Genomic DNA, 20767 nt, shown 5'->3' with positions numbered 1-20767 from the left:
TTGGTTCAATATTGCTAGCTGATGATACTCATCAGCACCTCATTCCGATAAGGAATGGATGATTGCGCGCCCAAACGGGTTACGGCAATAGCAGCAGCCCGACAGGCAAAGTTTGTCGCTTCGCGCAGAGGCTTACCCTCAGCGATCGCTACGGCCAAAGCCCCGTTGAATACATCGCCCGCAGCCGTAGTATCGATGGTTTCCACACTTGGTGCAGGAACATGGAAGAATGCATCATCCTCCAACACCGCAGCGCCCTGCTTTCCCATGGTAATAATTACCTGCTTGGGACCTTTTGCTTGTATCTTCCGAGCAGCTTGCCCGGCACTGTCCAGGTCAGCTATCCGTATACCCGATAACATTTCGGCTTCACTTTCATTCGGTGTTATGATATCCATCAATTCAAACACTTCCTTAGGCAGTTCATTTGCGGGCGCTGGATTCAGAATGATCTTCATCCCTTTCTCTTTGGCCCTTTTGGCTGTGTAAGCCACAGTGTCCATGGGTATTTCGAGCTGAATAAGCAGCAATGCCGCATCGGGATAATAGGTAAGCGCCTTTTCCACATCGGTCGCTTTCAAGTTCGCATTCGCTCCCGGTGCCACCACAATGCTGTTTTCTCCCTTTTGATCAACGGTTATCAAGGCAATGCCGGAAGGCAGCGCAGCATCCGAAACAATACCCTGCGTGTTCACTCCTTCTTCCTCGAATAATTGGGCTGACTGTTTGCCGAAGATATCATCGCCCATCTTTCCAATAAAAGCAACATCCCCACCCAAGCGTGCTACCGCGATGGCCTGATTGGCGCCCTTGCCACCGGGGTTCATAAAAAAAGACCCGCCTAATACAGTCTCTCCCGGTCGGGGAATATGACTTGTTTTGACCACCATGTCCATGTTCATACTACCTGCTACGATAATTTTCTTCATATATGATCTAAGGAAAAAGTTTATAATTTGATCAACTGCCTTGTGCAGCTTTATCTATTTTCAAAGATAGTCCCTTAACAGTTTCAAAATAGACACAAATTCATATAATTCCTGAATCGTAATTTTATTTTTTAATCTCTATATTTACCACATAACACTCACTAACAACCATTTGTAAACAGACTATTATTTTATTTTCCTGAATTTATTAATATGCTGAAGCTTGAACTGGAAAAATTGATCGGTGGACTATCTGTTTCGGAGCGGAAGCAGTTCAAACAACACTGCGCCGGGCAAAGGGCTCACAAAGAATACGTAGCTTTATTCGATCTGCTGACACAATATCGGGTAGCACCTGAGCAGCAGGCTGAAAGTTTGTTTGCTGCGCGCTTCCCTGGAAAATCTTTTGAAAATACCGCAGCTTATTTATACAAGGTACTCAGCAATATGCTCATCCAAACACGAATTGAACAAGATACCTGGTATGCACGTTATCAAGCGCTCATGAAAGCTCGTTTATGCTTTGAGCGTTCACTTCCTTCGATGGCCTTAAAAGAATTGAAGAAAGCCAGGAAACTTGCAATAGAAGCGGAAGATCCCTACATTCAATATCAATCTTTACGCATGGAGCTGGGTTATCTAACTGATATAGGCCTTCCCGATGTACCGGAACAGACACTGGTAGATCAACAAATGCTCGGACGGAACCTATTGCGTATCATGCAGCAGATCCACGAGCATCAATCGCTGTATCAGCTGCTAACCCAGCGCCTAAATCACGATCATGAGCTTGTTTCCCAAGACCAAAAGAAGATAACTGATTTGGTATTGAGCGAATTAAGTATCACCAATCGAGGGATGCGTCATCAATTTGAATCAAAGAAAGTTCATTTGCTCTTCCAATCGTTCTTTTTCATCCGCACCGGTGAGTATCACGCAGCCTTAAAAATGTTCAAAGAATTGAACACGCTAATCGAGGCTCACGAAAATATGTGGAATTTCCCGCCCTACGACTATCTTTCTGCGCTACGAGGCATTCTTGATAGTCTACGAACCATTGGCTATTATGTCGAAATGCAGTATTTCATCCATCGTGTAGACAAACTATCTCAGGGCGCATACCCCGAGCATTTCATCCGCGAGGCAAGCCAAACTCATCACGTTTACCGACTCAATATGCTCACGCAGTTGCGTAAGGACGAAGAAGCCCTTCAACTTGTACTATCGCTCAAAAAACAACAATTGCTAAAGAATAACTTTTACTATCGCGACGAGCACAATGCCTTACTGTTTTTTACCGCTTTGGCTTACTTTCAGCAAGGCCGCTGGTCAGACGCCAACCAATACCTGCAGCTGGCTCTTCGTGAGCGTGAAGTAAGTAGTCAGCTCATATACCGTTCTACATGGCTACTGCATCTACTGGTACACATGGAACTGGATAATCTCGAATACCTTCACTACGAAATCCGGACCTATAAACGGGCATTCAGTAAGCAAGGTGGGATGTTCAAAATAGAGAAGTTTATTTTTAAGCTGGTCCAACTAGACCCCGGACGCTGCAGCATGCCAAAGAGAAAAGCCATTGCCGAGAAGTGGTTTACCCAGCTGGATGACTTACGATTGGATAAACGCGAGCGCCAACTCCTTAAATACGCCGATTTTATCGATTGGATTAAGCGAAAGATAGAAGATAAGCCATAAAAAATTGCGTATTCTATCCCGAATAAAAGAAACATCTATTAGTTTTGTCAGAACAATACATACGCTAAAAAGCCATGAACCGACGTGCCCATACCATTCCTTTAAATACGATGGCCAGTACATTCGGAACGGGTATTTTCCTCGAAACGGCCTCGTCGAGGGATGTAGAATTACATAAGCCTGCGGCAGAAGCGCATCGCGACGACTATCATTTATTTTGCATTCAGGACCAGGGAACAACCACGTTCGAGATCGACTTTCAACGCTATGAAGTCGTCGGCGCTGCGCTCATGTATATACAGCCCAATCAGGTACATCGGGTAATCGGCGTTGAGAAAGCGAACTTCCGTGTACTTATCATCAGTCATGACAACCTTCACCCCGAAATTCTCAATACACTGCAAGAAATAGCACCCGCAAAGCCACTAAGATTGAGTCAGGAAGCTTTTAGTCTCGTCTCCGAAAGCATGTCGCTCTGCATCAAACATTTTCAACGGAAACAGGAAAAATTATATCACATCATTCTCAGAGAGAGCTGCAATGCTTTAGTCGCTTTAATTACCTCTCAATATTCAGCACTTACCAAATCAACGGAAACCCTTTCCCGCTTCGATGTAATTACCAAAACATTCAAATCCATCCTGGAAAAGGACTTCACGCTCATAAAACGACCCACTGATTACGCCAGGCGATTAAAGGTCTCCACTGTTTACCTAAACGAGTGTGTCAAAAAAAGCACCGGCCAACCCGTACGCTATCACATTCAGCAACGCATCATACTTGAAGCGAAACGTTTACTTTATCACTCCAACAAATCGGTAAAAGAAATCGCGTTCGAGCTAGGTTATGACGATTATCCCTACTTTTCTCGTTTGTTCACCAAAATAGTTGGTATGACGGCATTAAGCTTTCGAAAGAAAAACCTTGATTAGTCCAATACTTACCCTGTTTTAGCCTTCTTTGCGCTGTCGTTTCGTGGTTTCTTTGTTCAAAAAAATAAAAGATTATGCCAAGCGCTCCCAAATGGGTATTCGATGTTTTCGACCGTGTTTTATCGTCTAAGTCATCAACGATGGAGGTAACCAAGGTCGAATACCTATCCGATACCGTCAAGAGAATTCAATTTACAGGAAATTTTAAAAAGTTCAATTTCGGTGTAGGAAGTTTTATCGATTTCCGGGTAAGTGATACAGAGGCCAGGCGATATACCGTTTCTTATGTTGACGATATGCGCGAAAGAATTGAACTCATTGCGCATATACATGGTGAAGCACCCGGAAGCTGCTTTATGCGTAAGCTCGATATTGGCGACACGGTTAACATCAATCCGCCCCGAGAGTACAAGTATTATGAGCCAACAGCCGCAAAGTACGTCATTTTTGGCGATGAAACATCCTTAGGACTTGCCTGTTCTTTCTTACCGGTGCTTATACAAAACCGGCATCAGTTTCAATTCTATTTGGAACTGGAAAAAGAAAATCACGACATCGTCTCGCTGTTGCCATTGAGCAATTGCACCGTATTTGATAAGAACGACGCATTTAGTGATGAGAAATGGGTGGACGCGCTACCCCTTGTCCAATCGACCGAATGGCAGCAATCCAACTTTGTCCTAACCGGGAACGCCAAATCGGTCCGAACATTCCGGAAGGTTTTGAAAGCCAGAAACACGGGTAAAATAGTCTCACACGGTTATTGGCTGGAAGGAAAAAAGGGTTTATAATAAAATTTTATCAGATGATTTACATATTTAAAACTTCCGTACAGCGCGAAGAGGATATCCGGCAATTAAAGCCCTATTTAGATAGCATTCAACCTTGGGCGAAATGGAATTTTGATCTAGAGGATTGCGATAAAATCTTACGGGTCGATACCCCGCGCAATGATGCTTTTAGCATCATTCGCGTGTTGCATACGAATGGTTTTCAATGTGAAGAGCTGTCATATTGATTGCTCCACGTTCGAATGCTTCGATTGATTTTTATACATATCAATAAACACTTGCATCAGCTTGGATGGACGGCGGTTGCTACGCGAGATCAGGACTGTTGTCATCGTTCCGAGCGACTTGCTCAGCGGGAAAGTCTTGATCTCTCTCGCTGCATAATAGGAACTGACAATCTGCTCGGGCAAGATGCTAATGCCCAAACCCGCCTCTACAAAATTTATAATGCCCTCAATGGAATTCACTACAATAGGCTTATACTGTACGATGCCTTTTGCGCTTAATAGCGATTCCAATCTTTCCCGGAATACGCAGCCTTGATCAAATACAACAATCTTAGGGATTGCATGCCGGCTTAATTCCGATGATAAGGAGGCGGCCTTCCTATGCGCCAAGATAACCAATTGCTCTTCGTGAATGATTTCCTGCGTTAGACCGGAGATGCTAATAGGACCCGAAACAAAAGCCGCGTCTAGCTTATAGTCAAGTACATCCTGCACCAATTCCGGCCGCATGGCTGATTTGAATTCCAACTCTACATGTGGGTAGGCCGCACCAAAATCATGCAGAATCGTCGGAACACGAAGCGCCATGGTGGTTTCAATGCATCCGATTTTCAACGATCCCGTCAAGACATCAATATTTTTGACCTCTCTTTTCGCTTCATCCAGCAGGTGAGTAATCTCTTTAGCATATTGCATCAGCACTTCACCTGCCGGTGTCAATGCCACCTTTTTTGCATTTCGTTCAAAAAGCGATGTACCAAACTCCTCTTCCAAGCTGCGAATACGCGCCGTTACGTTCGACTGCACGGTAAACATCGCTTCTGCGGCCCGTGTAAAGCTACTATGCAATGCCACGGCCTCAAATATCCTTAGGTCATTTGTATTCATAAATCATAAATAATGATTTATTACATCATGATAAATCGTTTTTAATAATCAAATATCTGAAATAATTTTGGATAAGCAAAACAACAGAACATGAAAACAAATTCGATTCATTACCATACCCTGAGCGCTAACGGCATCAATATTTTTTACCGTGAAGCTGGCCCGACAGAAGCGCCAACGCTTTTATTGCTACACGGTTATCCAACTTCATCACACATGTTCCGGAGTTTGATCCCGATTTTGGCTGATCGTTATCACCTAATCGCGCCCGATCTTCCCGGCTTTGGCTACTCCGAGGCACCTAGCAGAACGGTGTTTACGTATACATTTGATAATCTGGCGAAAACCATGCAGGCTTTTATTGACAAATTAAACCTTAAAAGATTTGCCATCTATGTATTCGACTACGGCGCGCCTACGGGTTATCGTTTGGCACTCGCCAATCCTGAAAAAATCACCGGTATCATCTCTCAAAATGGCAATGCTTATGAAGAAGGTTTAGGCTCCGATTGGGAACCTATTCAAAAGTACTGGAAAGAAGATACGCTGGAAAACAGAGATGCACTCCGAGGCTTCGTTACATTAGAAGGAACCAAGTTTCAGTATTTTAGCGGTGTATCCGATCCAAGCTTAATAGCCCCTGAATCGTACACCCTGGATCAGTATTTTCTTGATCGCCCCGAATCAGATGAAATCCAGCTCGATCTGTTAAGAGATTACAAAAATAACGTTGCTTTATATCCAAGCTTTCAGGAATACTTCAGAACCTATCAACCCAAGCTTTTAGCTGTTTGGGGCAACAAGGATCCTTTCTTTTTGCCACCCGGCGCAGAGGCTTATAAAAGAGACATTCCCGATGCAAGCGTAAAATTCTATGACACCGGCCACTTTGCGCTCGAAACCCATGTGAACGAGATCGGCGCAGATATACTGGCCTTTTTAGACAGCCTGCCCCAATAGCCTAATACATAGTTTTTAACTTGATAATATATGGAACAGAAACATCCTTTACCGCCATTCACCTACGAAACAGCACTTCAAAAGGTACAATTAGCAGAAGACGCGTGGAACAGTCGCGATCCCGAAAAGGTGTGCCTTGCCTATACCATCGATACCGAATGGCGCAACCGTTCGGAGTTCATCAATGGACGCGAAGAGGTGAAAGCTTTTCTTGCCCGAAAGTGGGAGCAGGAATTAGATTATAAGCTTAAGAAAGAGCTCTGGAGCTTTCAAGAGAACCGCATTGCCGTCCGTTTTGAATATGAATGGCATCAGGCCGAAGGACAATGGTATCGAAGTTACGGCAATGAAATGTGGGAATTCGATGAAAATGGGTTGATGCGGAAACGCTACGCTAGCATTAACGACTGCCCTATTACAGAACAGGAGCGGTATCTTTAGCACGATCATCGTCAACAACCGAACAGTATTATTTGGCAAGATAATCAGTTTTCCGATTATCTTGTTACAATCGTTAAATTACTGTCTAAAAAACTCAACGTTATCCAAACTACAGTAGGTATTATTTCCGAAGCTTTGCAATCCAACAGTACATTGTCCACTAGTAACCTGGATATTGGCAACCTGGATTTTCTGCCAAGTTGATTGCGGTATAATATTCTTATTGACCTGTGTACCACCTTGATCTTTCACAAAAAGAGAATGACCTATCGCTCCTACAGTACCTCGTACCCAAGCTTGAAAAGTGTAAGTCCCATTACTTAAACCGGTAATAGTTTGACTCGTTGAAACATTATAAGCACTGTTCTTAAAATGGGTTAAACGGAAATTACCCGTATGACTTATTGAAAAACACCCGCCCCTTATCCTCCATCTCGGTTAAAAAGCTGACGTCGGCACCTCGTAAAAAACCGTTTTGAACATTGGAAAGTAAGGAGACATCTTTCTCCTTACCTATGGCAGTTTGTGTATCTACGTGCTGCAAATCAACCTTCGATTTGCTACATCCCAAAGCAAGTCCTAAAAGACCTATGAACAATAAGCGTGTTTCCATAATTTATTTTATTGGTTTATAATTTATCGAATTGACAAGCGTATCCTACCAGGTCGCAAGGTGTCCCAACAGTGTAAACTCATCCGGCACCTTATCCCCTTTTGGAACCAACAATACATTGATCGACTTTTCCGTGTGCGGTGGCAATACCAATTCAAAGCCCACCAATTGTGTCCCCGGATTCGGTGCGTCATAGGCATGCGGAGGCGTAGTTGGCCAAGTTTTAAGCTTTGCTTCCGCCCCCCCCTTCACATATAATGTCAACTCCTGTCCTTGATTTGACAGGACCATCCGATCCGTTGCAACGCTTTTCACGCGAGCAGGTGTCAGCATCTTCCATTGGATGGTCACACTGCTGTCCCCGCTTTCTATTTCATCCCTTATTTGCACAAATTGATTATTTATTAGGGCTATCCCTCGTTTTGCAGAACGTAAATCCTGTTTATAAACCGATGTCATATCCATTACGGCTAAAGTTCCGGATGGCGATTTATCAGTGCGAATGACCCGTGCAACTCCCTTCACATCCTGTTTATGATTGTTAGCGGTTAACGTGCTATGCGAAAAATTCACATAGCGAAAAACATCCCATCGCTGTGAGTTTTGTTCCATATTCCATATATCGAGACCTGCAGATTCCAACGAATTATATTGCTGCATCCCAAAGTCCATCGACCACCTGACCCCTTCGGCATCCAATACAAAAGAACCGACGTCCATATGCCCATGACTCAAACCAGGTGTTCCAGCCTTCATCCCGACATACAGGTCTGCGCCAGCTCCCGAAGCTGTTCTTAACATCACCACTTCGTTTCTTCCTTTCCCATACCAAAGCGTCCCTATCGAATCGCCAATGATTTCCGGTTTTATTCCATCCGCCCAAAGCAAGGCAGCCGGTAGCAGACGATTTGTTTTTACATTGAATTTAGGCGCCAATAGATAACGCTTTTCGACTGCAAGCAATGAGGGATCTTTCAGTTTATTGGCAAACCAATACATGGCCGGTTGGACTCCTTCTACACCGCCACAGTCGCCATAACTAAAAGGTAATCCGGACGGACCGATCAAATTAGCGTAAAACCTTGCCGTTTGCAGAAAACCTGGACGCTGGCTTAGTGAGAAGTCTGTTCCAAAAGCCTGTTCCAGGGCACTTATCATTAAGACATTATAAGAAGTGCCGTAACCCCAATAGCTATAGCCTTCATTATACATACCATCAGGCGCGTATTCTGCCATAGAAGACTGTACGCTTTTAATGGCCCGATCCACCAGTTTATGGGTAAGTACCGGTTCATCTTCCATAATAGCCAAGGCGCCTAGTGTAATACCACCATTGCAGACCTGATTCCAATTATTGGTTGCACGCAACCACCAACACTTTTCCTCATCCAAAGCAGGGGCAATTCCTTTTTCCCGAATAGCATTTTTGATGAGCAATTTAGATGAAGCTGGGAGATTATTATACATCCAATCATAGCCAATAGCTACTGCTGTGGTCATTTCGGCCACATCCAAAAAATGGGAAGGATTCCAATCACTGAATTTGGACACGGCTAAAAGCTCTTCTTCTCCTCGCTTTAGATATTTTTCATCAGCCGTCATCCGCCAGGCGTAAGAAAGATAAAAGATCCGTCGTAAAGCCTCGCGAGACACCTGTAATAGACGTCTACCAATAAGCGTGCGCTCCACCGGTTTTGTAGATAATATACTATCACAAGCTTTCAAAATACTTCGATGAAGATTCATCCAGGCAGCATTATCGTCAATCAATGCCTGTATTTTTGCTTCACCTCCCGCTAAAAGCAAAATTCGCGGATGATCTTTGAACTTAGGCAGCGGTTCCTGTGCATAAGATGGACTATTCAGTAGCAGTAGCAGCGGCAATAGCAGGAGAATTAAATTCATAGTATTCTTTTTACGCAAGATACCCAGTTAATTATTTTTTCACCAGTATTTGTTTATACCGATTCAACGCCTCTAAGAAATAATAGTCAGCATACACCAAAGGAACATCTATCTCCACTCCATGCGCTATGCTCCCAACACTATGTCTCAGCAGGAAACCTCCATTAGCTCCCACGGGCGCCCGATAAACCGGTGAAGCTAGTGCGTGTAAAATCGTAGTAGCCGCTGCTAGATATTTTTCAGCCACGGCTCCTGTATTTAGCCTGCTCAGTTCCAGAAAAGCCGATGTTGCCACTGCAGCCGCCGATACATCCCTGTAGTTCGTGGGCGTTGCCTTGGCTTTTGATTTGGGTCCAGGCATGTAACCAACTTGATTGGCATTAAAATCCCAATAGGGCACCTTGTCGGACGGCAAATTTGGATGGTTAATATAGAAGTCAGCCATTCTATTGGCGGTTGTTAAAAAACGAGGATCGCCCGTTTCGCGATAAGCCATCGTAAAGCCATAAATCCCCCAAGCCTGACCACGCGCCCAAGTAGAATTATCTGCGTAACCCTGTCCCGTTTCCTTACTTAAAACCGCCCCATTTTCCGGATCATAGCAAACTATATGAAAGCAACTAAAGTCGGGCCTTAACTGGTTCTTCATGACCGTTTCAGCATGCTTAATCGCTAGCTGTCTATAGCTTGGATCGCCCGTAACCTTTGACGCAAAAAAAAGAAGCTCTAAATTCATCATGTTATCAATGATAACGGGAAATTTATAACGATGCTTTCCATCCCAAGAACCAAATCCATTCCAGGATTTGATTGAGCCCGTTTTCGCGCTGAACCTCGTAGCTAGCGACTTCGCCCCTTGTACCAGCAGCTCTCTATATTGATTATTCCCTGTTAAGCGGAATCCATTACCATAGCTGCAGTACAACATAAAGCCCAGATCATGATGCTCCGTAAAATACTGTAAATCGTTCAACTTCTCAGTCCAACGAATGGCCTCTTGCTTTATTTGGTCTTGACGGTTTCCTTCATAGACATACCACAGCATTCCCGGAAAAAAACCGGAAGTCCACTCAAAGCGATTAGTCAGTCTCAGGGTACCGTCATTCTCCAATGTACGCGGATATAGCGTGTCCACCTCATTAGCAGCCTTTAGCAGCACATCCAACTGTGCGCTCGCATATACTAAGTTTTCTTCTACAAAATCCAGTTCGCTATTGTCGCGAAACGAAAAGCCAAGAAATCCCAAGAGACTAATAATCAGCACGCTATTTTTTAAGTTTATCATAATTTAGTATCCAATCTGTTTATCTAATATTTATCCGAATGCTTTTTGAAATCTGCGTTTCTTTTTCAATATCCACGCGGCCACCTGTAAAAACAGCATCAAATGCTCCTTTGCTTTGGTATTGATAGCTAAATATCGAACCATTGATGTTTTCGTCCGAGGCCTTGATTGGCAAGCCGATATCCGGTGATACTTTTCGCAAATTAATCGGCCCGATAAAGACCCAAGCCTCCGCTGAATCCGTCGCCCAAGCCGCTGATGTGGCACCCGTAATTACTAGCTGGCTGGAGGATACAGCCCAGTTATATACGTTCCGGAGCGTGTAGGCGGCAAAACCCGGACTAAATGAACTAACACCATAATTAGTGAACGGTACAGAAGAGGTGTTCATATTCGCTATGGTATAGGCACTTCCATCCGCCAGCTTGTTCTTCAATAAAAACGAACTGATGGTCCACTTATCCTGCACACTACCTGCAGCTACTTGATACTGGAACGCGATAAATATCGGCTTACCTGCAGCGGCATAATCAGAAAGATCAATGTCGCCTGAATTTATATTTTTTTCCCCTTCTGAAGCCAATATTGCCCTATCCGAGACATCATCCCAAGAGGCAGCACTGAGGTTTGCTAATGTGGCAGATGTATCACCCTTCTCCACACCCTTAAAATCGTTTGATATGAGCAGCCTCAACGACTCCTCCTGAGCCGCATTTTCTCGACTAGTCCGAAAATTCAGTATGGATTGACCTTCCGCCTCTACACGGTCTTTAAAAACATAACGCCTTCCAATTTCACCCGAATAAAAAGTCAATACATCCGGATTAGCCGCCAATTGAAAACGAACCGTATCACCTAATTCTAAGTCGGCATTTTCTGCCGTTACACTAAAGTCTTCTGCCCCTAAACTCAAGTCTTTTTTACAGGCGACGACAAAAATCGCGGCGCACAGCAATAACCTATATAAATTTTTCATACTATTATAGTTGTGTCTTACCATCCCGGATTTTGTTCAATACCCTTATTCACATTAATTTCAAGTGCCGGAATAGGTAGTAAGAGATATCGCGGTGATGAGATAGCGGTATTGTAACCCAACACCCATCTCGACTTATTAGTAGTACTCGCGTTGGATGCCATAATCTCCTCCGCTGTTTCCGATAACACGTCGGTAAACGTTCCCCAACGGATAAGATCCGGTTTACGAAGTGCTTCAAAACAAAGCTCTCGGGCACGTTCATCCATAATAAGCTCACGAAACTCACGTTGCGAAAGTCCCGGCCGCGCATCAGCCAGCTCACTGAAAGCCGACACCGGCATACCATAGCCCCGTCTTCTCACTTGATTAATAGCCTCATATGCAATGGCGGTAGGACCGTTCACCTCGTTTTCTGCTTCAGCCAGCATCAACAGAACATCAGCGTAGCGCAGAATTGGAAAATTCTGACCTGTTCGGTATTGTTGTTTAACAAAAGAGTTAGGCTCGAAATAGCGCCGCCATTTACCACTCTCGCGGTTAATGATATTATTAGCTGGCTGTGGCACCCGTACCGCCGTCGTTTGCGTACTTTCAAAAGTAAAAGGAGTTATGGCCCAATCCCTCCTCAAATCGCCCTCGTCATAAAGATTATACAATTTAATGGTGGTACGAATCCCACCCGAAGCGTAGCCGGTATCCACATTAACGCAAGAAATCTGGTAAGTACCGAGCCGACCTCCTTCAGCATAGGCAGAATTACCTTGATTCATGTTAAAATCAGCTTCCCAAAGGCATTCACCGATATCGTACTTATCTTGGGCATGGTTAATGAAAATCTGACTATAAGCCGAATTGGTAATCGCGGCATCGTAACTTTCGAGCAAGCGATGTTCTCCCGAATCCACCACCTTTTTTGCCCATGCTAACGCTTCGGCATATTTTGTCTCATCTTTCAATGGATAACCGGCCATGTAGAGACATACGCGGACTAACATTCCCTGTACCGTTGTTTGCGAAACGCGACTGGAATTCCCGATTTCTGAGGCTTTACTTACCATGGTTTCCGCCTCTGTCATATCCTGCAAAATTTGCTCATACACCTCTTTTGCCGGTGTTGCTGGGATATCAACCGAACCGACATCCGTAGTAGATGAAGTTTTTAGAGGTACCGCACCGAAATTGCTGACCAGTAAAAAGTGATAATAAGCCCTCAAAAACAATGCTTCGCCGGCGATGGCCTGCCGTTTCCGTTCATCCATTGTGGGCTTATCAACGTGTTCCAACAGCAAATTCGCGCGCTCAATTCCCTTATAGCAATCCTGCCAAAGGCCGCCCACAAAGGGATTGGTATAATCAAATTGATAGAACATGGGTGCAGAAAATGAGTTGGAACTGTTGGGATAGAACGATTCGTCCGTACAATCGCCAAACTGGAACCACAAGCCGCTAGCATAGAGGTACTCAGACCCTAGTGGGTCATATACACCTGCCAACGCGAAATTTAGGTCATTTTCACTGTTATAATAATTTTCGGGCTGTACAAAATCAGTGGGCTCCTTATCAAGGATTTTTTGGCAAGCAGATAGAAAAAGGCCCAAAAGTCCGAGGGTATAAACGAATATATATTTCCTTTTCATCTCATTAGGTTTATAGTGTCAGATTTAATCCAAAGGTGATAATCTTCGGCCTTGGGTAAGCCGAGTAGTCTACACCGGGCGTCAATACAGAATTAAATATACTCACCTCCGGATCGACGCCCGAATAGTTAGTCCATGTTAATAGATTCTGTGCCGAGCAATAAACTTTAAGTGTTTTAAAGCGCAGTCGGCGTATCAGCTCCGGAGGAAAAGTATAGCCGATCTGTACCGTTTTTAGACGCAGATAAGACCCATCTTCAATTACCCTAGAGTTCGTACCGGTAGGTGTAGAAGGCCCTGCACCACCGAAGCCACCGCGGTGGTTAAGGGATTCGGTATTTTCAGGCGACCATCTGTCTTGGTAACTGGCGTACTGGTTTAAGTTGGATCGTCCAAGAATATTACCCTCAAAAATGTAGCGATTGGCGTTGAGAATATCATTACCATAAGACCATTGGAAAAAAAGGTTCAGATCAAAATTTTTATACCTCAAGTTATTATTAAAACCACCGGTATGTATGGGCAAGCCCCTTCCAATGATAGCATAATCCTTCGCATCAACAGTAAGGTCACCATTGATATCCCTGAATTTGATATCACCTGGCTGTATGGCGTTTCTGGCGTTCCCATTAGTTGGTATATGATCCTTCAGCACATAATTTCCGGTCGTTGAAACATCAAAATCACTATACTGATACAGGCCGTCCCAAACATAACCATACATCATGCCCAACTGGTTACCTACTTTCGAAATAAAAGAAGGGATCGTTCGGAAATAGCCATCAAAAGGCGCAGCGGAAAGAATTGCCTCCTGATTCTCGGTCAATTGCAAAATCTCGCTTTTGTTGAAAGAGATATTAAAGCTAGACTCCCAACTAAAATCTGCATGCTTGATGTTAACAGTACTCAGGGTTAGTTCAATACCCTGGTTCCTTACCTTTCCAATGTTCCGGTTCGCGGTGGCATAACCAAGCGATAAAGGGATATTCGCATTTAATAACAGATCTCGTGTCGTTTTTCTGTAAACGTCAGCCGTTAAACTGATCCTGTTTTCAAAGAAACCTAAATCCAAACCAATATCCGCCTGCTCGGTGGTTTCCCATTTTAGCTCCCTATTTCCTACCCTGTCCGGAATGGCACCGGAGACCGTTTCATTTCCAAAGGGGTAACCTTGTGGATTAAACGCCAACGCTATAACCGACAGGTAATCAAATTCACCAATGCGATTATTTCCTGTCAGGCCGTAGCTTGTTCTTAGCTTACCCTCAGAAATAAAAGCCATATTTTTAAAGAACTTCTCTTCATTAAATTTCCACGCAAATGCCCCCGAAGGGAAATAACCCCAACGATTGCCTTTTGCAAATTTGGAAGATCCATCTGCCCGATATGACAACGTAAGCAAATACTTATTTCGGTATTTATAGTCTACCCGCCCTAAAAATGACATCAGTCCCCAAGAGGCAGAAAGTGCGCGCACCGTTTGTGGCGTTCCCTCATCCAGGCCGCTCACTCCCAATTGCGCATTTGGAAGCTGGGTGGCAGCGTGACCATGACTCGAAGACGTTCTTCCCGACTCTGTGATCCCACCCACGACGGTAAGCTGATGGTTCTTTTCAAAACTATGATTGTAGGTTAGCGTATTTTCATTGATCCAAGTTGTATTTTCAGTAAAGTTCACGGCGCCATTTACCCCATTTACAGAGCCCTGCAATGTACGTGGATTGCCATAAACCGTTAAGGTATCATTAAACTGATTATTTCTCGACACCGTTGTATTGATCCCTCCTGTCACCTTTAAGCGCAGATCATCGGTAATATCATAACTGAGATACGTATTTACAATCGTATTGCGCCCCATGGTTTCCCGAAGCATATGTTCTTGATTCAAAATGGGATTGACACGCATATCCACCGTTGGATCAATAAATTGATCAAAAAGCTCATCCGTTAAATCCGTACTCCCATTCATCGAAAAGTTACGGTATCCGTACACACTGAAAAGCGTATAAGCAGAAGCGCTGTTACTAGCCGGTGCAGAAGGCGACATGCCATTCTGCTGATTATAAGCATAGTTGATATAGGCGCCTCCTTTTAGCCTTTTCCCGAAATTTTGATCCAACGATAAAGACCCCTGATATCGTTTATAGGCCGAATTGATCATAATACCATCTTGGCCTAATACGTTGCCTGATATATAGTATTTGGTTGTCTCAGTCCCACCACGAACAGCAAGTGAGGTATTATGCATGCCGGCTGTGCGAAAAAGCTGATCCTGCCAATCGATCTCCGGCACGTTTTTGTAAAAATCCAAGTTTTTACCATCTGCGAGATAAATGGTAGCGGCATCAGCAGGATTACGTTCTAGTTGGTAGCGTACAAACTCATAGGGACTCATTAACTCCATGCGATTTACATCTTTTTGAATGCCATAGCTAGCGCTGAGCGTAATAGTAGGCGCGCCTACCGCTCCGCGTTTGGTGGTAATCATGATGACGCCATTTGCACCACGCGAACCGTATATCGCCGTTGCAGAAGCATCTTTCAGAACTTCCAGCGAAGCAATATCTTGCGGATTGATAAAATTGTTGTTGGGGTCTTCAATTGGAAAACCATCAATGACGTAAAGTGGCGCATTATCCTGCGTAACCGAGTTTGCTCCCCGTACCGTGATGTTAACCGCCGAGCCTGGCTGCCCGTCAACCGAACTCACATTTACTCCTGCCACGCGCCCGGCAAGCGCTTCATCGAACGACCGAACAGGGGCTTTCTGCATACTCTCTACGGAAGCGCTCGCTACCGCCCCCGTCACATCTGCACGTGTGGTGGTCCCATAACCAATCACCATCACCTCTTCCAGGTCGTTTATTCTATTACGCAAGGTAACGGTATACTTTTGCCGGGCGTCCAAAGTAAGTTCGCTTGCTTCATAACTTACCCCGGAGAAAACCAGCACTTCTCCCGGTTTAGCCCTAATGGTAAAATTTCCTGCAATATTTGTTTGTGTGCGATTAGCCGTTCCTTTTAGCTGCACGGTAATCATCGGGATCGGTTGGCCATCCGGGTCCAATACCAGACCACTTATAGGTACTTGAGCGAATACAGTAAAGGAAATACCGGCAAGCCATAGGTTGATGGCCATTTTTTTTAAGACCCGTATTTTACAGTTTTGTAAGTTGATTAATTTCAGCATAAATGGTTAGTTTATTAGCGGCATTCTATGCGATCGTCAGTCGTGCATTTTTTCCGCTAGACAAAGCTGAATTATTTAGGTATAATCCAAGGGTGAAAAAATCGAATAATTTGGGTACTTTTTTAAAATATTGCCTATTTTTCGAGAAAATAGCTACCTTCGACCATCGACCGTTGTCCATTGGCTAACCGAACCAATGCTTAGATTATGAAACCGAGATGAGATTATTGTTAAGCTATATAGCCATCTTTTCCTTTACCCTTTGTTCCGGCTACGGCCAGGAAATCCGATTTACCAATGTAAATATAGAAAACGGCTTATCACAGAATGCAGTACTTTCCATTGCACAGGATAAACGTGGTTTTCTATGGTTCGGCACACGCGCAGGTCTCAACCGATATGATGCGCATCGATTTAATATCTATAAAAATGAGCCGGGGAATCCGTATTCACTATCAGACAATTACATTACCGCATTACTTTGCGATCATAAAGGACGACTATGGATTGGCACCGGAAACGGTCTCAATATGTATGAAGAAGCAAGTAACAAATTCAAACGAATCACCTTACCAAATGCTTACAAACAGGAGCAAACGGCTCTCTATATCACCTGTCTTTACGAAGATGCGCGGCAACAAGTGTGGATAGGCACCAAAGATGCGCTTTATCTGTATACCATGATCGATGATTTGCCATCTCTTCGTCAGGTTCATCTATCAAATAAAAAAAACTATATCCGAGCAGTTTTTACCGATAGAAAAGGCATCACTTGGGTAGCACTTACTAACGGCATCATCCGCCTCAAGCAATTGTCCAAAAACACATTTTGCCGATTGCCGTCTTATGACGAACTTACGAATTCTCAACAATTCAGCAGTTTAGTTGAAGACAAACAAGGTGATATCTGGTTAGGCAGTTCAACGTCAGGTCTTTTTCGATGGAGTGCAACAAAAAATAAAGTAGAACCGTTCAATCTACCGGAGCGAACCGGTAAGAATCTACTCAGCACTAGCGTCCGAAAGCTATTGCTGGATGTGAACAATCAGCTTTGGATTGCAACACAAGAAGGCCTATCGCGTTTAAATAATACCCGTACCCAGCTATCAAACTGCGCAAATGAACCTTGGAATCCTGAAAGCCTAAGTCAAAACTCCGTCCACAGTCTGTTGGAAGATAAAGATGGGACGATTTGGGCCGGCACTTTTTTCGGAGGAGTAAATGCATATCATAGTTACCAAACTCCTTTCCATGTCTATACAAACCAAACATTTCGTAACGGCTTAAGCGACAATGTAATCAGCTCTATTGTGGAAGATGAACAACAAAATTTGTGGATCGGCACCGAAGGTGGTGGATTAAATTATTGGCAACGACAGAGCAACCAATTTACACACTATACCCATAATCATACCGATGAGCATAGCCTGGGCTCAAATCTGGTTAAAGTCGTTTACCGAGACCGGAAAAAACGTATCTGGGTGGGTACTCATGGTGGTGGTTTGAACTTATATAACCCACATTCGAATAACTTTCGCCGTTTCATGTGGAAAGATCACGCAACCATAGGTTCTGAAATTACTTCCCTCCTTCATGACCATAACGACCAATTTTGGGTAGGTACCGAAACATCCGGTGTACAACTTTTTAAACTTCAGGACACATCCCTCATTCCGCTCACTAAGCATCCCATTGTTAGTGCTACCCAGCGACGGGCAATCCTTTCGATTTTTGAAACTACCGATGGGCAAATTTGGATAGGAGGCCCTAATTTGTTCAAGATCGTTTCGAAGAATAAAATACAAACACCTTTTCTGTTGGACAAAGATGTTCCTTTCTGTATCAATAGTTTTTTTCAAGATGCCATGGGAGACGTCTGGTTAGCAACGAGCAATCATGGTCTTATACAGTGCGACAAGCAGGGCCATATAAAGGCTACCTATACTGAGCGTGATGGTCTCAGTGACAACCATGTGCTCGGTATACTCCCGGCGCATGATCAGCTTTTATGGATCAGTACGGCCAACGGTCTTTCGCGATTTGATCTTCGAAAGAAAACGTTCAACACCTATAATGAAACTGATGGTTTAGCAGGCAATGTGTTCAATAACAATGCCTATTTCAAAGCTAGAACCGGCGAACTCTTCTTCGGAGGATATAAAGGATTAACCGGCTTTATGCCCGACCGTATTAGCATCAATAAAAATGCACCGGCAACCTTCATCACCTCACTCCAAATTTTAGGCAATGAAGGGAATATTCTAAAGAAAAATAGCGCAATCCATCAGCAATTGTTAAAAAAAGAAGTGATTTTAAGATACAACCAAAACACCTTTGTAATACAAATAGCTGCATTAAATTACGTTAAACCTAAAAAGAACCGCTATCAATACCAATTAGCAGGATACGATAAAGCATGGCGTTTCACCGACATACCATCGCTGACTTATAGCAATCTCGCGCCCGGCGACTACACACTTTATGTGAAAGCGGCCAATAATGACAATGTTTGGAGTGAAGGCACCTATTTATCGATCCGTGTATTACCACCTATATGGAAAAGCCCTTATGCCTACTGCTTATATGTATTGGCTATTGCCGGACTAATTTTTTTGGTCATCAGGCATTTCTTTTTAAAGGCGCTCTTACGAAAAAACCAAGAAGTAACTCAATTTAAGTTGAATTTCTTCACTCATATTTCACATGAGATTCGGACTCACCTAACACTGATTACGGGCCCTACGGAAGACCTCATCGGCGGGCAAGCTATTAGTGCAACAGCGCTAGAGAAACTAAATATCATAAAAAACAACTCTGATAGTCTGCTAAAATTAGTCAATGAGCTCTTAGATTTTCGAAAAATTGAAGTCGGTATGCAAACACTAAAAGTTTCCAACTACAATTTAATCGCTTTTGTCCGCTTAATAATCAGTGCCTTTGATAGTCATAGCAAAGACAATCCAGTCGAATTCCAATGCGACAAAACCGTCCTATTTCTATATTTTGATAAAGAGCAACTAGAAAAAGTACTGGTCAATCTGATCGCTAACGCCTTTAAGTTTTCAGAACCTGGGGAACCGATCAAAATAACCATAATCGAAAACGAGAAAGAGGTATACCTTCAAGTTAGTAATATTGGACGCGGAATTCCCGCGTCCAATCTTGATAAAATATTTGCTCCTTATTTTCAGGGTACAAGCCTATCCACCCGAGGAGGTTCGGGCATTGGTTTGGCGCTCGCTAAAAGCATCATCGACCTGCATCATGGCAGCATCTCCGCTAGCAGCGAAGTTTTAGCACATCGAGCTATCAGCAAAATCACCTTTCAGATTACTTTACCAAAGGGAAAGTCACATTTTTCACCTTCAGAGCTAAACCAATCCGATACCGAAAATATAGTGAGCCAGCCTATCTTGATCACAGGTGCTGAAATGGTCCCCTCCCTTTCGGCTAACCAAACCGATGATTCAGCCAAGCAGTTGCTCTTATTGGTAGAAGACAATGCGGCAATGCGCGGCTATTTAGTGTCTATTTTAGAAGAAAACTACCATATTGTCACGGCTCAAAATGGAGTAGAAGGTCTACAACAAGCCTTCGAGCACATACCCGACATGATTATAAGTGACGTAATGATGCCGGAAATGGACGGTTTTACCTTCTGCGAACACATGAAAACAGACCCACGAACAAGCCATATTCCCTTCATTCTGTTAACGGCAAAAAGTGCGACCGCATATCAGATAACCGGACTGCAAACAGGTGCTGATGTCTATATTTCCAAACCTTTCAGCCCAGAGGTGCTCCGCTTACAGCTCCGTAATCTGCTAAAAACGCGCCAATTACTCCAAGAGCGATATCAAGACCTCTTAAAAGCAAATCGCGAAGCGAGCGACAGCCCTATGCGAAGAGGAAGTGAGGCCCTTGATAATAACATGCATCCGATTGATGCTGCTTTTCTGCAAAAACTTAGTACCTTAACCCGAAATCATCTCGATGATCCTGCATTCGGCGTCGCCTGGCTTGCCGAAGAAATCGGTATGAGCCAACCCGTATTGTTTAAGAAAATCAAAGCTATTACCGGTTTATCGGCTAATGATTTCGTCAAATCGCAACGCATGATCAAAGCGGCTGAACTTTTAAAAGAAAATCGGTATACAGTTTATGAAATTGCTTTTATGGTTGGTTATGATAACAGTAAATATTTTAGCCGTGAGTTTAAAAAATGGTACGGGGAAACGCCATCTGACTACGCCAAGGCGAAAGGTTGACCTAGTTCTATTGGCCTGAGA

The 20767-nt window shown here is 43.7% G+C and carries 16 protein-coding genes; 8 read left to right on the top strand and 8 right to left on the bottom strand.

The features are described 5' to 3' along the window. Positions 1 to 14: 14 nt before the first annotated feature. Positions 15 to 929 (bottom strand): ribokinase, encoded by a 915-nt coding sequence (rbsK, locus tag M1D52_RS09850; RefSeq protein ID WP_130855304.1) that lies wholly within the window; start codon positions 927 to 929, stop codon positions 15 to 17. A 213-nt stretch (positions 930 to 1142) separates the two neighbouring features. On the opposite strand from rbsK, the gene M1D52_RS09845 reads away from it, so the two are divergent. The 4 genes from M1D52_RS09845 to M1D52_RS09830 all read left to right on the top strand — a co-directional run bounded on the left by M1D52_RS09845 (position 1143) and on the right by M1D52_RS09830 (position 4580). Further along, positions 1143 to 2630, top strand: a complete 1488-nt coding sequence (locus tag M1D52_RS09845) for a hypothetical protein (RefSeq protein WP_437392446.1) — start codon at positions 1143 to 1145, stop codon at positions 2628 to 2630. Positions 2631 to 2704: 74 nt separating this feature from the next. Further along, positions 2705 to 3562 (top strand): helix-turn-helix domain-containing protein, encoded by an 858-nt coding sequence (locus M1D52_RS09840; protein WP_437392445.1) that lies wholly within the window; start codon positions 2705 to 2707, stop codon positions 3560 to 3562. A gap of 74 nt (positions 3563 to 3636) precedes the next feature. Continuing rightward, positions 3637 to 4353, top strand: a complete 717-nt coding sequence (locus M1D52_RS09835; RefSeq protein WP_437392443.1) for a siderophore-interacting protein — start codon at positions 3637 to 3639, stop codon at positions 4351 to 4353. Positions 4354 to 4367: 14 nt separating this feature from the next. Beyond that, entirely contained in the window at positions 4368 to 4580 is a 213-nt protein-coding gene (locus M1D52_RS09830) for a hypothetical protein (RefSeq protein ID WP_013667579.1), read from the top strand. On the opposite strand, the gene M1D52_RS09825 is transcribed toward M1D52_RS09830, so the two are convergent. Further along, positions 4572 to 5468: a LysR family transcriptional regulator gene (locus M1D52_RS09825; protein WP_437392442.1), complete on the bottom strand. Its 897-nt coding sequence runs from the start codon at positions 5466 to 5468 to the stop codon at positions 4572 to 4574. The two genes, M1D52_RS09830 and M1D52_RS09825, sit on opposite strands and share 9 nt — an antisense overlap. A 90-nt stretch (positions 5469 to 5558) precedes the next feature. On the opposite strand from M1D52_RS09825, the gene M1D52_RS09820 reads away from it, so the two are divergent. Together M1D52_RS09820 and M1D52_RS09815 are read left to right on the top strand one after the other, a co-directional pair. Next, positions 5559 to 6428, top strand: coding sequence for an alpha/beta fold hydrolase (locus M1D52_RS09820; RefSeq protein WP_437392440.1), 870 nt, complete (start codon positions 5559 to 5561; stop codon positions 6426 to 6428). A gap of 30 nt (positions 6429 to 6458) precedes the next feature. Further along, the gene (locus M1D52_RS09815; protein WP_013667582.1) at positions 6459 to 6869 is read left to right on the top strand and encodes a nuclear transport factor 2 family protein; all 411 of its coding nucleotides are present in this window, start codon (positions 6459 to 6461) and stop codon (positions 6867 to 6869) included. Between the two features lie 388 nt (positions 6870 to 7257). Here M1D52_RS09815 and M1D52_RS09810 read toward each other — a convergent pair whose 3' ends face one another. Genes M1D52_RS09810 through M1D52_RS09785 form a run of 6 tightly spaced genes read right to left on the bottom strand, consistent with a single transcriptional unit; the run spans position 7258 to position 16478 of the window. Beyond that, the gene (locus M1D52_RS09810) at positions 7258 to 7482 is read right to left on the bottom strand and encodes a hypothetical protein (protein WP_437392438.1); all 225 of its coding nucleotides are present in this window, start codon (positions 7480 to 7482) and stop codon (positions 7258 to 7260) included. A gap of 45 nt (positions 7483 to 7527) precedes the next feature. Continuing rightward, complete coding sequence (locus M1D52_RS09805) at positions 7528 to 9387, bottom strand: heparinase II/III domain-containing protein (RefSeq protein ID WP_437392436.1); 1860 nt, start codon at positions 9385 to 9387, stop codon at positions 7528 to 7530. A 31-nt stretch (positions 9388 to 9418) separates the two neighbouring features. Then, positions 9419 to 10672, bottom strand: a complete 1254-nt coding sequence (locus M1D52_RS09800) for a glycoside hydrolase family 88 protein (protein WP_437392435.1) — start codon at positions 10670 to 10672, stop codon at positions 9419 to 9421. 19 nt (positions 10673 to 10691) lie between these two features. Next, positions 10692 to 11648: a DUF5017 domain-containing protein gene (locus M1D52_RS09795; protein WP_437392433.1), complete on the bottom strand. Its 957-nt coding sequence runs from the start codon at positions 11646 to 11648 to the stop codon at positions 10692 to 10694. 17 nt (positions 11649 to 11665) lie between these two features. After that, entirely contained in the window at positions 11666 to 13288 is a 1623-nt protein-coding gene (locus M1D52_RS09790) for a RagB/SusD family nutrient uptake outer membrane protein (protein WP_437392431.1), read from the bottom strand. Between the two features lie 10 nt (positions 13289 to 13298). Then, entirely contained in the window at positions 13299 to 16478 is a 3180-nt protein-coding gene (locus tag M1D52_RS09785; RefSeq protein ID WP_437392430.1) for a SusC/RagA family TonB-linked outer membrane protein, read from the bottom strand. A 2-nt stretch (positions 16479 to 16480) separates the two neighbouring features. Between M1D52_RS09785 and M1D52_RS09780 the strand changes: the two genes are divergently transcribed. Continuing rightward, a complete protein-coding gene (locus tag M1D52_RS09780) occupies positions 16481 to 16666 on the top strand; it encodes a hypothetical protein (protein WP_437392429.1) in 186 nt (61 codons plus the stop codon). Between the two features lie 30 nt (positions 16667 to 16696). After that, a complete protein-coding gene (locus M1D52_RS09775) occupies positions 16697 to 20746 on the top strand; it encodes a hybrid sensor histidine kinase/response regulator transcription factor (RefSeq protein WP_437392428.1) in 4050 nt (1349 codons plus the stop codon). Positions 20747 to 20767: the final 21 nt, after the last annotated feature.

This window comes from Olivibacter sp. SA151 (genome assembly GCF_054130995.1).
Note: the sequence above shows the minus strand (reverse complement) of the source record. Positions and strands in the feature narration are given on the sequence as shown.